We start from the raw sequence: 15,625 nt of genomic DNA, 5'->3' as shown, positions 1-15,625 counted from the left end.
TATTAGCAGAAAGGAATGAGACTTTCACGAACGAGAAAGGAAAGAATATCTGAAATATCTACAGGCATAAGGATGATATCGAAAGGTGTGGCCAGACATGAATAAACTGATTAATAAAAGCTGGATATCTATCATATTGTGGGGAGTCATTCTTACAGTTGTTTTAGTTACAATGCCGGATATGGGGAAGCTGGTAAGAGATAAAGGTCAGGCAGAAATTGATGCAAATTATTCCTACTCCATTGCGCAAAATATACTGAAAGAATTAGATCATGTGAGTAAAGATGATAACGTTCTGGATACTATCATGGTTTATCATAATAAAGAAAAGCTTTCACAAGAGAATTTCAATCTTATAAAAGAAAAGGTAAGCAATCTGGAAAGTAATAAAGAGAAATATGGAGTCAAAAAAGTTCTCAATGTATTTACAAATAAGGATCTTGAAGATCAAGTAATTTCAGAAGATAAAACTACATTACTGGTTCCGATAAGCATCGAGAAACAGGACAGAACGGTAGATGAAATAAGAGAGAAAATATCAAGCCTACTGAAAGTTGACGGAGTAGAATGTTATTCGAAAGCTCGGATTTTATTTTGGAGGACTTTGTAAAGACCGTAGAGGAAGGGGTAAAAAAGACAGAGCTGATTACAATTGTCTTAATTATATTTATCTTAATAGTAGTTTTTAAATCTCCTGCAGCCCCTTTTATCATCCTTATGAATGTAGGATTGTCATTTTTAGTTTCAAGAGGGATTGTATTACAGCTAGTAGATAATATGAATTTCACCATATCAAATTTTACAAATGTATTCCTCGTTTTGGTTCTTTTTGGAATTGGCACTGATTATTCCATGCTGCTATTGATGCGTTTCAAGGAAGAGCTGCATCATGGACTTGATAAAAATACAGCAATAATTAATACATATAAGACGGCAGGAAAAACGGTTGTTATTAGTTCGCTTACTATTTTTATTGGGTTTACCTGCCTTATGCTTTCGCAATTTAAAGTATACAGGTCGGCCTCGGCAGTGGCAGTGGGGGTTGCTGTTTTGATAGTAATGCTATTTACATTTTTACCTGCGATGATGAAATTATTTGGGAAGTACATTTTCTGGTCTCCGCTCAAAACCGCAGGACATTCTGACAGTAAAGCTTGGGAGAAGGTAGCCTCTCTTTCTACGAAACGACCTTATTTTGCATTATTGTTTGTTTTATTGGTATGTGGTCTCTCTTATTTCTATACAGAGAATCTTTCCTATAACAACCTGAAGGAAGTAGGCAGTGAATATTCCTCTGTTACGGGTTTTAATGTTGTAACGGATCACTTCAGCGTAGGCAAAGCACTGCCTGTAACAATAGCAATAAAGAACAATCAAACGATGGATAATCAAAATACCTTATCTACATTGGATGATATTACAGAAGCAATTAAATCGGTTCATGGAGTTAAAAAAGTATATAGTGTGACTCAGCCAAAAGGTCAAAGAATTGAAGAATTGTACATTAACGACCAGACTGCTGCGGTTAACGATGGACTGAATGATGCAACAGAAGGTGTAGACAAAGTCAATGATGGTCTTAAAGATGCCATAGATGAGATTCAATCGAAGGAGGTGGATACAGAGAAGATTGATAAACTTCAGAAGGGTGCCGAGGATTTAACTTCAAATATCGATTTGATTCATACTTCTGTTACCAAGCTTAAAAATGGGATGGGTGATGCATCGAAGGCTTCAAAGGATTTATCTGCAGGTATTGAAACGCTTGATAATTCAATGGCGGTGTTTGATACTTCCGTTGCGGAATTAACAAATGCATATACTGCATTAGGAAAAGGTTATCAGCAGATTGGAACAGGCTTGGGACAACTTCTTGAGCAAACAAAGAGCTTCCAAACGGCTTTTGGCGGGGTTGTTGCTATGCAGGGCAAACTCGAAGCGGAACATCCTGAATTGGCTCAGGATGCTACCTTTGTTACTATGAAACAGACCACAATTGCACTCAATTCAAAATTACAGGAACTGGTTGATGGTATTACTACATTAAAAGCATCAATATCTGCGGCAAATACTTCATTGGAAAAAGCAAATCAGGGTTTGGCTCAGGCAGAAAGTGGTATTAAGGCGATGAAAGATGGCACAAGTAAGCTAAAACAAGGCAGTTCAACTATGAGTTCAAAACTAGTGGAAGCAGCTGATGGGCAGGCAAAGATTGCAGATGCCCTTGGTAAGTTAGAAGAAGGATCAACACAGCTGGCGGATGGACAAAATCAAATGATAGATGGTATTAACAGTCTGCCAGAGGAATTAGGCCAATTAACGGATGGTCTTTCTGGGGCAAGGACAGGACTATCTAAAATATCAACAGGCTTAGTAGATGCGAGATCCTATATGGAAAAACTCAGTGAATCCCAAACGACAGCAACCTTTTTTATTCCGGAAGATAAAATTGATAGTGAAGATTTTGTAAAATCAATGGATATGTACATGTCCGAGGATAAAAATATTACTAAAATAAACGTTGAACTTAGCATAGATCCTTATTCTGAAAAGGCTATGAACATCGTCGAAGATATCCATAATACGGTATCTGCTAAAATTAAAACGTCTTCTCTAAAGGATTCAGAATGGGGAATGTACGGAACAACCCAGATGAATGTTGACTTAAAAGCCATGTCGGAAAAAGATTTCAGACTCTCCAGTATTATAATGCTTACTGGAATATTGATTGTGCTATTTGTTGTAACAAGAGATTTCTGGATGTCAGTATTTGTTATGGTTTCTTTAATTGGATCGTACTACATTGCAATGTCAATCTCAGGACTCATTTTTGACCATGTTTTAGGAAAAGGGGCTCTGACCTGGAATGTACCATTCTTTGCATTTATTATGATTATTGCTCTTGGAGTGGATTACAGCATTTTCCTTATCATGAGACATAGAGAAAATAAACATATGTCATTAACAGAATCAATTGTGCAGGCAGCGAAAAGTGTAGGAGGCATTATTTTCTCAGCAGGAATTATTTTGTCCGGAACGTTTGCAGCAATGTATCCGTCGGGTGTATTGACCTTAATGCAGTTATCAATCACGGTTATAGTAGGAATATTATTGCTGTGCCTGATATTTTTGCCGGTATTTATTCCAGCTACCATCTCGATAAAGGAAAAAGTAATACAGCGGTTTGGGGTTAATGAAGAAAACTAGTCAAGTAGATCAGAGTGGTAATATTCAGGGCTAAAAAAGCGCCGGTTGTCAGGTGAAAATCACCTATCCAACTCGGCGCTTTGTTTTTTGCATGCACTTTGTTTTAGCCAAAGCTACACTATATAGTTACCCCAGCTTCTGCCCGCAATTCGGGCAAAAGTTGGCTCCTTCGTTCTTCGTGCCACAGTTCGGGCAGAAGTTCGGCTTTTTACCGCCGCCCTCGGCACCTGTGCCTGAAGCAGGCGCAGCACCTGGTTGCGACGGAGTCGGGGCCGCCGCTGGTTGAGCACCTGAAGCCCCCGGTGCACCGCTGGCTTGATGCATGCTCTGATTCATGTTCTTCAGCATCTCACCCGCCATGTTCATGCCCATCATCATCCCGGCCATGTCCGCAGCGGCCCCGCCGCCTTGCACCTTGCCCGAAGCTATGCCGTCGGTCATGCTGATCTGCTGGTACTTGGAGACGTCCCCGACCATTTCATAAGAGGCCGCCTTCGTAATCATATCCTGGATTTCCTTCGGATAGTTGAAGCTCATTACCTGAAAGCCAGTGATCGTCATTCCGTCATCCATCACCTGCATATCCAGATCCTCACGAATGCCTCTGGCAATATCGACCGCATTGGCCTGCAGATTGAACATGTCCTTGCCTTTCCGGCTGATCCACTTCATCAGCAATTGGTCCAGCACGGAGGTAATCCGGATTTTCACATCGTCCACGAGGAAGGTCTCTTTGATGCCGGCAACCTTGTCAATGAGTGTAACGTAGTCGCTTACCTTGAAATTGAACGTCCCGTTGGCCCGGATCGGCATGCCGCCCGGAAGCTGAGGTGTCGGGATCAGAACCGGATTTTGCGTCCCCCATTTTACGGTAAATTCCTTCGTATTGACGAACAGCACCTCAACCCGCATTCCGCTGTTAAAGCCAAACTTAAAGCCTTTTAGCGTTGACAGGAAAGGAATGATATCCGATTCGATATTAAATTCCCCATCATCCTTGAAAATTCCCTCGATTTTTCCATTGTTCAGGAAGATGGCATCCTGGCCGGAGCGTATGATCAGTTTGCTTCCTTTTTTAATCTCCCGGTTGCTCCATTTCCAGAAAATCATATCATCCCGGAATTCTTCCCATTCCACTACATTTGCAAATTGGTTTCTAAACAGTCCCATACTTTACCTCATCCCTTTCCTTAAAAAGTTCCCCGGCTTCCGCTATGCGAATAACCGCCATCGGTGGTTCCCCCACCGCCTCCGGAGCTATTGTCGTTGTCTTTTTCAATTTTCCGTTTCGTAACGGTCGTCCGAATGTACCGGTCCTCATGCTCCAGTACGCCGGACCTGCTCACGTCCTCATAGGTATATCCATCTACCGTAACCCGGCCTCCGGAGCGAAATACCATCACACCTACGACTAGAGCGCCAATCACCAAGGCACCCCCTAGTTGGACCCAGATATTAAACAGCGGGTTATCAGGATTTACGCCTGGCTTGAACCCCAAGTACCGATTAGTTTCTTTAATATACTTTTCGAAGCCCCCCTTATAATCGCCATCGGATAAATAAGGGGTAATCTTCTCTCTGACCTTGGTAGCCCGGCTGTCATCCAAATAATCCTCGTCTTTGCCGAATCCGGCAATATAAACATCCCGATTGTTCATATCAAGGGTCAGGATGACGGCATTGCCATGCGCTTTATCGTACCCGGGACCCTGTTTATCGTAAAAATCCTCGACGATGTCTACCACGTCTTTATTTTCCTGATTTTCTGATGTCAAAATAATAATATCCGTTTGCCGCTCAGCCCCATACTTATTAGCCATAGCATTCAGTTCATCAACGTCCGCTTGGCTGAGCAGATGGGCGTCGTCATAGATTAATGTTTTGGATTGGCTTGATGCCGCGGCTGCTGTATCCGTCAGGAATGGAGCTGCTGCACCCATGTAGAAGAAGAGAACCAACAAAGCGGTTAGAACCGCAAATTTCTTTTTCACAGGAACCCGCCTCCCATCATCCATGAGACGATTTTTAACGACAGGAAGGCGACTGCGGAAATACCCGAAAACCACGCTGCAACCTTTGCTTTGCTGATTGGCGGCTTACCCACCACTTTACCTGTCTGTCCGTTCATCGCAAACGTATACTCAGCCTTATCGTAATCATAATAAACCATCCACACCGGCAGCAGCACATAATCCGCACGCTTCACCTCAGTATCGATCTGTTTGTCGGTGTAGCTGACTGTCGTATATTCAGCCACCGTGGAGGAGATAAAAGAATTTATGTAAGGTTCAATCTTCTCTTTGGCCCGCGGGACAAGCTCTTCGTCGGTGTAGCTGTATTTTTCGGCCATGTACCCGGCGAGATAAGGCGTTTTGAAATCTTTAAGCTCTTGATATGGAAAAGGCTCCAGCTTGTCCATCAGTTGATCGTTCATTTTCGCCGAGGCATCGACCGGCAGCTTCACATAGTCAAGCTGAATTTTGCGGTAAAAATCAAAGTAATCCGTTTCCGTGACTTCATAATCGCCGCTTGTATAGACCCTTACCTTGGTCCCCTGCCCCTGAACCTCCACATCATTATCCAAATCATAGAGATAAAAAGGGACATACATCCCGGTAATGCCCTTGATCCGATTGGCATTCATAAAGCCTTTTGGCGTTAACAGACCTTTTCTGCACCATTTTTTGAACGCCGCAGCGGCTTCTTCCTTGCTGATTGAAAAAGGAATCACCGCCACCGGGGCAAGGCTCCCGCTCAATCGGTCGCTCAGGACCACGGCGGAGCCGCAAAAGCTGCACGTTGTCGCGCTCGTTTCCGGTTCGGTTACGATGATGGCGCCACAGCTCTCACAATGATACTCTTTGACCTCATCCTCTGAAAAAACCGGCCGCTTCAGCGGATCGGCGATCTGCTCTATATTGTCCTTTCGTCCGCAGCTTGGACAGGACAGCGCACCCGTCGCACTATCAAACACCATGCCGCTGCCACAGCTCGGGCATTTGTATTCAATGACCGGCAATTTGCTCACCTCATGTCAGAAAGAATTCACGATTCTTTCGGGTCTAATTTTGCCTTGATCGCCGCAAGCTCGTCAGTAGGATTTTGAGGATCCGGTTTTGTTTCTGCTTGTGCGGCATTTGCGTCTGTGTTCCCCTTTTCCAACTGAGCGATCAGCTCGTCCAAATCATCTTCCTTGGTGGCCCCGGCCCTTAGCTCGGCAAGAGCCTGCGCTTCATTCATGGCTTGGTCGGCCTTCTCCTGCATCGCTTGAAAAGCAGCGCCTGCCCCGCCTCCGGAGGAGCCCCCGGCGTTCTTCTGCTGCAGTACCTTGGCCTCGGCCATTTTCGCTTTCAGCTCTGCGCGCCGAGCTTCCAGCCCGCTCATATCCGCCGCTAATTTATCCTGCATCTGCTTCATTTTGGCGGCGTTCGCCGCAGCCTCGTCGTAAGCCGCTTGCAGCCCGATGAGCTGCTCAGCCAGCTTCGCCTTCTGCTCCAGAAACTTGAGCGCACGCTCCTCGTCTCCCGACTCCACGGCCTTCTCCGCATACCGCTGCAGCTTGCGCACCTCGGCACTGCACTCGTCAAGCGCACGCTTCGCCCGGCTCTCTTCCGCGAGCACCGAAGCCGTCTCCGCCTTTACCTGGCCCAGATCACGGTTCATGCTGCGTATGTACTCATCAATCGTCTTCTCCGGATCTTCGGCTTGGCTGAGCAGGCTATGGATATTCACCTTCATGATATCAACAAATCTCGACACGATTCCCAAAACTTTTCCCTCCTTCGACAAAAGTTTATTTACTATATAATACATCAAAAGCTTGAGTGGGGTTTCATGGGAAAATCACACGCATAATTTTGCACCCTGCACCTAAATGTAAAAAGTGCAGTTATTTTGCCCCAAATTTATGGATTTTCGGATTTAGTTGTAAAATGTACATTTAAAACCAGCGCATCGCCCGCCTATCGGTCAAAATGGCTCTTTTAAATGTACTTTCTGCATCTATTTTTCACCGTATCCCAAAAAACGCCGATTTAACTGTACTAGATGCATCTAACTCACATGCTGCAGCATCTCCTTAACTAGAAAAGACCCTGCAAAGGTAAAAAACCAACCTCGAAAGGTTGGGTTACTTACTAGTATTTGTTATGCAGCTACTTGCCCGTCACTTGCGAAAAACGTTGAAATAGATGTACAAAATACATCTAACTCACATCCTGCAGGCCTCCCCTTAATCACAGAAAAGCCTACAAAAGCAAAAAACCCAACCTCGAAAGGTTGGGTCCCAGCACGAACACCAGTACAAGCAGCGAATTAGCTATCTGAATCCAATTTTTTCTCAGAGTAAGCAATGAGGTTTACCTTTTCGCCGAGGGTTTCCTCAATTTTTTCCTCTAATTTTTGAATCTCTTTGACGAGGGCTTCCTTATTTCCAAGATCGGTAAATTCGTAGTCTTGAAACATGTATCGCACGCTCCTAGCCGTTTTTATTAGTTATTTTGCGCAGAGGAGCGGGTAGATATACAATTACTCATTTTCAAATTTTTAAACTTTAGTCCAGCTTATAGCTAAATGCATCCCGATTAGAGTTTCCCAAATAGCCAATTTTTCGCAAATGCGTTCCGTCTGTTTGACGGAGTACAGAACAAGCCTTTTGGAAATCTATTTTCCTCCTCTATACCTCAACCTTCGATTAATGGGATGCTAACGAATTCGGATGGTTCAGATTCCAGAGTATTTTTTCATTTGTATGGCACAAAAAAAAGACCCCTAAGGTCTCTTCTTCGCACTATCCTATTTCCGTTTCCGCTGGTTTTTCGTATACCGCAGATAGACGATCACGGCTGCAATCATCATCGCCACAAATCCCACATTACCCGCTGCAGTTCGCGACATTCCAAATACCATACATAGGTTTGTAACCAAACCGTTCGTAAACAACGCAATAAGTATCATAAACAACGGACGCCATACATTATATCCTCTCATCCTTACACAACACTCCTGACCCATTTTTTCTTGCGAGGATGGAAAAGCGGCTGTGCCTCCATGCAATGTTAGTTGTATTTTATCATAAGTGGAGGTGGGAGCATAAATACGATTACTTATTGTAGAATTTTAATCCACGCACCCGCGTGGGGACTTCCAACATTCTCTTCCCATTGCTGCTCGATATATTTCAATCCACGCACCCGCATGGAGTGCGACTGCGATAATCAACAAATTTTGTGTAAATATTAGTATTATTCACCCACACATATGCTATAAAAGTATAATACCAATTTTTATGTATGGAAATATAGTACAAATTTCGTCCATCTCTCACCTATTACCTTATTATATTACGTGCCAGCTGTGAGATTGAAGTATTATAATCGATGGTTTGGATTTTTTTATCGAATCTATTGCTTAGCAGCTATCATCCAGCTTGGGTTATTCCCGTTTCCCGCGCACAAGCAGACCTAACCTCGCCATTAGCACATCCGTAGTTATGCCCCGGCGAAATCAAACTAGCGCTAAGGCGAAACTAACAAAACCTATTTGTCTCTCCCCCCGCCTGCTCAACCATAGAACATATCCCCCACCCCCTCGCCCCAAATTGCACAGGAATGTTCCATATACTCCGTTATTTTGTTACTTATGGCTGTTTTGCCTGTCTGCTATTCTGAAGGTGCAAAGATAAAAACGAGTTTTCTTAAGGAGGGTGTCGCTTTTGAAAAAGAAACGTTGGATCGCCGGGATCACGGTGCTCGTGCTCTTGACGGGCCTGATTGCGGGATGCGGTGGCAAGGACAACAATTCATCTGCTTCAAATAATGAAAGCGCTAGCAACGGAGGCAAGTCCGGAAAACCGGTCACGCTGAAAATGTGGGGCGGCGTCCCGCCGGAATCCGGGCCTCAACAGGTTATCGATAACTGGAACAAGGAGCATCCCGATATTCAAATCGAATATGTCCGCTTCGTCAACGATGACGACGGGAATCTGAAGCTCGATACGGCGATGATTACCGGACAGGACGTGGATTTATACGTCAACTATACGGTTTCGCAAGCGGCCAAGCGTGTGGATTCGAACCTGGCGCTTGATCTCAGCCAATTCACCGATTACAACATCGATGAGAAAATGGGGGCGGATGCCGCAGGCTGGAAGATTAAAGATAAATACTACGGCTTGCCGACCACCAAAAGTTCCTACTTCATCGCACTAAACAAGGATGCTCTGGATGCCGCAAAACTGCCGGTACCCAAGGAATGGACTTGGGATGAGCTGCGCGAATACGCCAAGAAGCTGAAGGGCAGCCACCAATACGGGTTCATTCAAAATATGGAGCCGTTCGTGGATCCGATCGATTCCGTGCTGTCCCAGGAGGGCTACACCAAAGCCGATGGAACCTCCAATCTGGATCATCCGCTCGTGAAAAAATGGCTCGAAACGCTGAACGCCATGATGAAGGAAGATAAAACTACGCCGCCGCTCGGCGAACAATTAACATCCAAAATGCCGGTGGAACAAGTATTCCTAAGCGGAGATGCCCCGATGCTTAACATCGGTGCCTGGCTGCTGCGGAGCTCGAATAACTTCACGGACTACCCGCGCAATTTCAAAATCGCCTTTGCCCCCGTGCCAAGACTGGTTGACGGCGCCGATAAATACGTGTCTCGGGGCGGTCTGGGCGACTACATCTCCATTAACGCCAAATCCAAGCACCAGAAGGAAGCGTGGGAGTTCCTGAAATGGTATGCGGATGGCGGCATGGCACCGATGGCTGCAGGCGGAAGATTGCCGGCATCCAAGGACGCCAATCAGGACGATGCCCTGAAAAACCTGCTCGCCGATAAACGCGACACCTACGACCTTGATTCGCTGATGTATGTGATGTTCGACAACAAAACGCCGACTTACGTGCGTAGTCTAGAACAGGAAGTCATGGACCTCCGGGCACAGGAATACGAAAAGTATTTCCTTGGCGCGCAAACGCTCGAGCAAACCATAGACGCTATGGTCACTCGGCACAATACATTCCTGAAACAAAACCAAAAGTAAACCAGGCTTTTTGTCTAAAATGTAGGAATGAACTGAAATCTTAGGTCATCAAGAGGAGGAACGTTGCCACCGAAAACACAGGCCGGCAGCCCCTCCTCTTTTTCTATGGTCCTTACATACGCACAAAAATGTCGAAGGAGGAGCAGACCATGATTTACGGTCAAGCCGAATTGCATAACGTTGAGGAGCTTATCAGCATAGAAGGCCGGCCCGGGCTGCTGATGCAGCGCGTTCCTGAGTCGGTCCGAGCAGGTCTCCTGGAAAAAGGGCAGGAACAGATTCGCAGAGCCTCCGCCATTGAAATCCGGTTCGGTACAACAAGAACCGAGGAAGTCCACATAACCCTGGCCAGCTATGGCGGAATCAGCAAGGTGCAGGTTTTTTTCGGCGATTATTGGGTGGAAGAAACGCTTGTCGGCGAAGCCCCGGCCACCATCGTTTTGCGGGAGCAGGAGCCGATGTTCCAATTTGCCCAGCCTTACAAAGAAAAGGTGCCGCGAACCTCTTTTGGCCCCATTTGGCGGATCGTGATCCAAGGATTTGAGGTTCATCTGATAGATCTCCCAAGCGTGGCGATTCGTCCCCCGTACGAGCATGAAAAGCCTGCCCTCAAGTATTTGGCTTACGGGACATCGATCACTTTCGGCATCTCCGCCTCTTCGCCCGACCTCTCCTATGTCAGTCAAACCGCTTGGCGGTTGAGACTTGACTCGATCAATCTGGGCATGCCGGGAGCAGCCTTCTGTGAACAAGCCATCGCCGACCATATCGCAGCAAGAGAAGACTGGGCCATCGCCTCGCTGTGCCTCTCCGTCAACATGCTGAACCAGGGCGTATCTGCTGAAAGCTTCGCAGAAAAAGCGAGTTACATGGTGCAAACGATCGCTTCCGCCCATCCGGACAAACCGCTCGTCTGCATCGGTCTGTTTCCCAGCTTTGCCGATCTGGGCTGGTCTTGGCCGGAGCGAGAGGTTCGCGCCACCAGCCAGGAGTATAGGGAAGCCTTGCAGAAGATCGTGCAAAGCTCCGGCTACTCCCACGTACACTACGTTGACGGCCGTGAGCTGCTGGACGATTGGCGCGGACTTTCTCACGATCTGCTTCATCCCGGAAACGCCGGCATGATCCGAATCGGCGAGCGGCTTGCGGAATTCATGCGTCCTTTGCTGCGTACTCCAGCACCTCAGACCGAACGCATAATGCCAAATCACAGTAGGGAATAGAACAAATCTTTGCATTTTTGATGAAATGAAGGCGGACTTGCAACAAAACCATGCAATTTCAGCGATGGCGGTTGCTGTATTTTTTATATGCTATAATTTGAAGTAACACTGCAGCAGCATTGGGAGGGCGTATCCGCGTGTCCAAAATCATGCGTTATCTGATTCCGCAGAAGCTGAAATACCGCCTGTTTATGGCCTTTGTTTGCTTGGTCCTCCTTCCTTTCTGCGTCCTGAATTTATATAACTACCAGCGCATTGAAACCCTCGTTCAGCAAAAGATCAGTCAGCAAAGCCATTCCCAGCTGGAGCAAATGTACCGAACCCTGGAAGATCAAATGAGCATCGCGTTCAAAACGCTAATCTTCCTGCAGCAGGACGACACGGTTAGATCCGTTCTTCGCCACCCCGAGCAGCACGATGCTCTTGAAAATAAGCGGCAAATCGAAAATATTTTTATGAACCTGAACAACAGCTTTTTCCTGTACAATCCATCGGTTTACTTTATGATTTTAGACCTAAATGAAAGCGTATACACCTCCTATCCGCCCAGGGACCCTCTCATGTACAGCGAGCTTAGGAATCTCCCCGGGTTCGATCCGAAGTCCATGAAGGCCGGCTCCTATCATTGGGTGCCCAATGACCCGAACTATGTACTGAGAGACCTGTCCACCAGCGCTTATCTGCTGTCTCTATACGCCTACTTGGAGGACAGCCAAAACAAACCCTACGGGCTCGCCAGAATCAGCATCGATTACTCCTTCTGGCTGCGCTCTGTTCACAAGCAGTCGGATCTGCAGCAGCAATATTTTTTGGTGACACATGCGGGGGAAGATATCTCCCAATCGGTGCCGGATACGGTACTGCCGGGGAAGGTCAAAGCCGAAATTGCGAAGCAGAAGGATAAGCAGTATTTCATCGACAAGGACTCCAACTCACTCATTAACTACATTTACGTGGAATCCTTGGACTGGTACATCGTCAACCGGATCCCGCTGTCCGTGCTATTTGTGGAAATCGAGGAGCTGAAGCATCAGTATTTCCTTACTTTTTTTGTGCTGATGGGGGGATTCCTGGCGATGAGCTTCATTATTGCAACGACCATCACCCGCCCGTTATCGCATTTGCAGAACAAAATGAAAGCCGCCGTGCAAAAAAACTTGAAAATCCGGCTGCCGGAGCACAAATTTCATGGTGAAATTCTTGAATTGACGCAAACCTTCAATACAATGCTCGATGACACCAATGTATTAATTCAGAAGCTGAAAGACGAGGAACGCCAGAAGGAAGTGGTGCATTTTCAAATGCTGTTGGCCCAGACGAACCCTCATTTTCTGCTGAACACGCTGAATACGATCAAATGGATTGCCATCCGGCACCATAACGAGGATATTACGAACATGACCCTTTCCCTGGGCAAGCTGCTGGAAGCCAGTCTGAATACCGACAAAGAGCTGATTTACTTGAAGGATGAACTCGAGCTGGTGCAGGCCTACGTACATATCCAGCAGGTCCGGTATGCCCACAAGTTCGAAGTAACGTATGAATATGAGGAAAATATTTTGTACGCGCTCGTGCCGAAGCTCAGCCTGCAGCCGTTGGTGGAGAACGCCATCATTCACGGCATTGCTCCGCTTCCGGGGCAAGGGTTGATTCAAATCCGCATGCTGCGCGAGGGACAGAGCAGGCTTGTCGTTGAGGTTCAAGATAACGGCGTAGGCATGGAACGGACGCAGAAAAATAAAGCCGAACGCAAACGCCCCGGCATCGGACTAAGCAACATCCAAGAAAGGCTGCGCCTCCTGTTCAAGACGGAGGGGACCATGGACATTGTTTCATCCGATCAAGGCGTCACGATTCGGTTCGTAATCCCGTTTTTGCTGTCCACCCCCTACGAATCCGAGCATCAGGCTTAAAAATCATTCTACATCGGGAGGTTATCAAACATGTGGAAAGTACTGCTGGTGGAAGACGAGGTCTTCGTACGGGAATCCGTGCGGGAGATCATCGCTTGGGAGGAGCTCGGGTTTTCGGTCAGCGGGGAAGCCGGGAACGGTGTGGAGGCTTTGGAGATGATGCGACGGGATACGCCAGACCTGGTCATCACGGACATTATCATGCCGGAAATGGATGGCGTGGAGCTGCTGAAGCAAGCCCGGGCCGAGGGGTACGAATCCCGGTTTGTCATGCTGACCTGTATGAGCGAATTCGAATATGTCAGACAGGCGATGGAATACGGGGCTTCGAATTACATTCTGAAGCTGTCCATGAGCGTCAATTCGCTGCGGGATACGCTGCGAAAAATCAGGCAGGAGCTGCTCAGCCGCGAACAGATGACCGGAGCCGGGAACGCCGCGGGACGGGAGGGAAGCGCAATGGAGGCGGGTAAGGCTGGGTCGCCTGCGGCGGCTGGATCGGCCCAGAGTCCCGGACCAAGCTCCCAGCGCCCTGCGGACAAGGGACCCCTCCCTCTTTTGCATGAGGCTGTCACCTCCCACCCGGAAATTCAGAAGATTCTTCACTACATCCACACCAATTATGCGGAGGACATTACCGTCAAATCGATGTCTCAATATGTTGTGATGGGCGAAAATTACGTCAGCACCCTGTTTAAGAAAAAAACCGGCTATACCCTGATTCATTACCTGCATCAAGTCCGCGTCAACCATGCAATTCAGTACCTCTGCGATTCCGATCTGCCCGTGTACGAAATCGGTAATCGTGTCGGCTTCGTCAACGACAACTACTTCATCAAAATTTTCAAACGCTTCACCACCCAAACCCCAAGCCAGTATCGGCAAACGGTCAAAGGAAAAGTGGAGGAGAAAAGGGCGCTGCTTTAGCGGGCTGCGATGCGAACTTTGGGAAGGGCTTCGGGCTGCGGACCGCGCTGCAGGCTTTGGGCTTTGGGCTTCGCGCTGTGAGCTGCGGGCTGCAGGCTGCGGCCGCGGAATTACGAGCGACAGGCCTTGGGCCACGAGCCAGCCGGAAACATTCCACAGCTCAGCATGAAACTCGGTTAGCAGACCGCCCCTTTTCTCCAAACACTCCCGCTCAGCACGTTCCCAGCAGCGGCACTCCTAAGAGAGAGTGTCGCTGTTTTTTTGCGTCCGCCGGAATAGAACAAAACTATGAATCTGGGTACGAGCTTAGGCCCGGCAATTGTATATTTCTGTAGCATGAACTCGGTGGTTTTGTTCCTTAACCGCTTTCATCCCGCTTGCTATGCTGGAGATGCATTCAAAAGACGTTAAGGAGTGAGCCTTTCGTGAAAACATCCTGGATGAAGCGGCAGCAGTATCTCGGCTATCTGTTTATCGGACCCAATATGCTCGGCGTATTGCTGTTTTTTATTATCCCTGCGATTTATTCCTTTTACCTCATGTTCACGGATTACAAATTCATGAGCCCGGAAACCAAGTTTGTCGGACTCGCCAACATTCGGAGGATGCTTGGCGACGAAGTATTTTATATCGCCATCAAAAACACCCTGCTGTTCCTCGCCTCCGTACCGATCTCGATCGCCCTCGCTTTTGTCGTAGCGGTCATTTTGAACCGTTCCGTTTATTTGAAAAAGCTGCTGCGCGCCCTGTATTTCATGCCCTACATTACCAGCGGCGTAGCTGTAGCGTTTGTGTGGATGCTGCTGTTCAGCCCGAACAACGGGCCTATCAACGGGATCCTGCGGTCGATCGGCATCGCTCACCCGCCAGGCTGGCTGTCCACGACGGATTCCTCCATGTATGCCATCGACATCATCTGGATTTGGTTCATGCTGGGCTATAACATGATCATCTACCTGGCCGCCCTGCAGGAAGTTTCCGGCGAGCTGCTGGAAGCGGCAAAAATCGACGGCGCCCGCACCTGGCAGACGATCCGCAGCATTTTGTGGCCGCTCGTCAGTCCAACCACGTTTCTGCTGCTCATCACCGGACTCATTATGTCGATCAAGCAGTTCGGGATTATTCAGGCGATTACACAGGGCGGTCCGGGTAACAGTACGACTGTGCTATCGCTGTTCATTTACCAGAACGCCTTCCGGTATTACGAAATGGGCTACGCGTCAACGATTTCCTGGGCTCTGTTTGTCATTATTCTGATCTTTACCGTCATCCAGTGGCTGGGCCAAAAACGCTGGGTCCATTATTAAGGA

13 protein-coding genes are annotated in these 15,625 nt (G+C 47.4%); 7 read left to right on the top strand and 6 right to left on the bottom strand.

Translation table 11 applies throughout. The features are described 5' to 3' along the window. Nucleotides 1–97: 97 nt before the first annotated feature. Nucleotides 98–610, top strand: coding sequence for an MMPL family transporter (locus ACFQ3W_RS03590; protein WP_379316695.1), 513 nt, complete (start codon nucleotides 98–100; stop codon nucleotides 608–610). Then, nucleotides 595–3,207 carry an MMPL family transporter gene (locus ACFQ3W_RS03585; protein WP_379316693.1) on the top strand — a complete coding sequence of 871 codons (2,613 nt, stop codon included), beginning with the start codon at nucleotides 595–597 and terminating at the stop codon, nucleotides 3,205–3,207. The genes ACFQ3W_RS03590 and ACFQ3W_RS03585 overlap by 16 nt, the downstream gene beginning before the upstream one ends. 126 nt (nucleotides 3,208–3,333) lie before the next feature. On the opposite strand, the gene ACFQ3W_RS03580 is transcribed toward ACFQ3W_RS03585, so the two are convergent. The 6 genes from ACFQ3W_RS03580 to ACFQ3W_RS03555 form a co-directional block, all read right to left on the bottom strand. Then, the gene (locus ACFQ3W_RS03580; RefSeq protein ID WP_379316691.1) at nucleotides 3,334–4,377 is read right to left on the bottom strand and encodes an SPFH domain-containing protein; all 1,044 of its coding nucleotides are present in this window, start codon (nucleotides 4,375–4,377) and stop codon (nucleotides 3,334–3,336) included. 20 nt (nucleotides 4,378–4,397) lie between these two features. Beyond that, nucleotides 4,398–5,198, bottom strand: a complete 801-nt coding sequence (locus ACFQ3W_RS03575) for a TPM domain-containing protein (RefSeq protein ID WP_379316689.1) — start codon at nucleotides 5,196–5,198, stop codon at nucleotides 4,398–4,400. Continuing rightward, nucleotides 5,195–6,226, bottom strand: coding sequence for a TFIIB-type zinc ribbon-containing protein (locus ACFQ3W_RS03570; RefSeq protein ID WP_379316687.1), 1,032 nt, complete (start codon nucleotides 6,224–6,226; stop codon nucleotides 5,195–5,197). The genes ACFQ3W_RS03575 and ACFQ3W_RS03570 overlap by 4 nt, the downstream gene beginning before the upstream one ends. A 26-nt stretch (nucleotides 6,227–6,252) precedes the next feature. Continuing rightward, complete coding sequence (locus ACFQ3W_RS03565; RefSeq protein WP_379316685.1) at nucleotides 6,253–6,975, bottom strand: PspA/IM30 family protein; 723 nt, start codon at nucleotides 6,973–6,975, stop codon at nucleotides 6,253–6,255. A 546-nt stretch (nucleotides 6,976–7,521) separates the two neighbouring features. Beyond that, on the bottom strand, nucleotides 7,522–7,671 hold the full coding sequence (locus tag ACFQ3W_RS03560; protein WP_379316683.1) for a hypothetical protein: 150 nt from the start codon (nucleotides 7,669–7,671) through the stop codon (nucleotides 7,522–7,524). A 330-nt stretch (nucleotides 7,672–8,001) separates the two neighbouring features. Next, nucleotides 8,002–8,196 carry a hypothetical protein gene (locus ACFQ3W_RS03555; RefSeq protein WP_379316681.1) on the bottom strand — a complete coding sequence of 65 codons (195 nt, stop codon included), beginning with the start codon at nucleotides 8,194–8,196 and terminating at the stop codon, nucleotides 8,002–8,004. Between the two features lie 715 nt (nucleotides 8,197–8,911). On the opposite strand from ACFQ3W_RS03555, the gene ACFQ3W_RS03550 reads away from it, so the two are divergent. The 5 genes from ACFQ3W_RS03550 (at nucleotide 8,912) to ACFQ3W_RS03530 (ending at nucleotide 15,622) form a co-directional block, all read left to right on the top strand. Further along, complete coding sequence (locus ACFQ3W_RS03550; protein WP_379316679.1) at nucleotides 8,912–10,252, top strand: ABC transporter substrate-binding protein; 1,341 nt, start codon at nucleotides 8,912–8,914, stop codon at nucleotides 10,250–10,252. Nucleotides 10,253–10,401: 149 nt separating this feature from the next. Next, complete coding sequence (locus ACFQ3W_RS03545; RefSeq protein WP_379316677.1) at nucleotides 10,402–11,475, top strand: SGNH/GDSL hydrolase family protein; 1,074 nt, start codon at nucleotides 10,402–10,404, stop codon at nucleotides 11,473–11,475. A 137-nt stretch (nucleotides 11,476–11,612) separates the two neighbouring features. Further along, the gene (locus ACFQ3W_RS03540; protein WP_379316675.1) at nucleotides 11,613–13,388 is read left to right on the top strand and encodes a sensor histidine kinase; all 1,776 of its coding nucleotides are present in this window, start codon (nucleotides 11,613–11,615) and stop codon (nucleotides 13,386–13,388) included. Between the two features lie 30 nt (nucleotides 13,389–13,418). Then, entirely contained in the window at nucleotides 13,419–14,315 is an 897-nt protein-coding gene (locus ACFQ3W_RS03535) for a response regulator (RefSeq protein WP_379316673.1), read from the top strand. 425 nt (nucleotides 14,316–14,740) lie between these two features. Continuing rightward, nucleotides 14,741–15,622, top strand: a complete 882-nt coding sequence (locus ACFQ3W_RS03530; protein ID WP_379316671.1) for a carbohydrate ABC transporter permease — start codon at nucleotides 14,741–14,743, stop codon at nucleotides 15,620–15,622. The last annotated feature ends 3 nt before the right edge of the window (nucleotides 15,623–15,625 follow it).

Origin of the sequence: Paenibacillus puldeungensis (assembly GCF_042678945.1) — a bacterium.
In the GTDB taxonomy this organism is placed as follows: domain Bacteria; phylum Bacillota; class Bacilli; order Paenibacillales; family Paenibacillaceae; genus Fontibacillus; species Fontibacillus puldeungensis.
The sequence above is the reverse complement of the archived record's forward strand: the minus strand, read 5'-3'. Positions and strand labels throughout refer to the sequence as shown.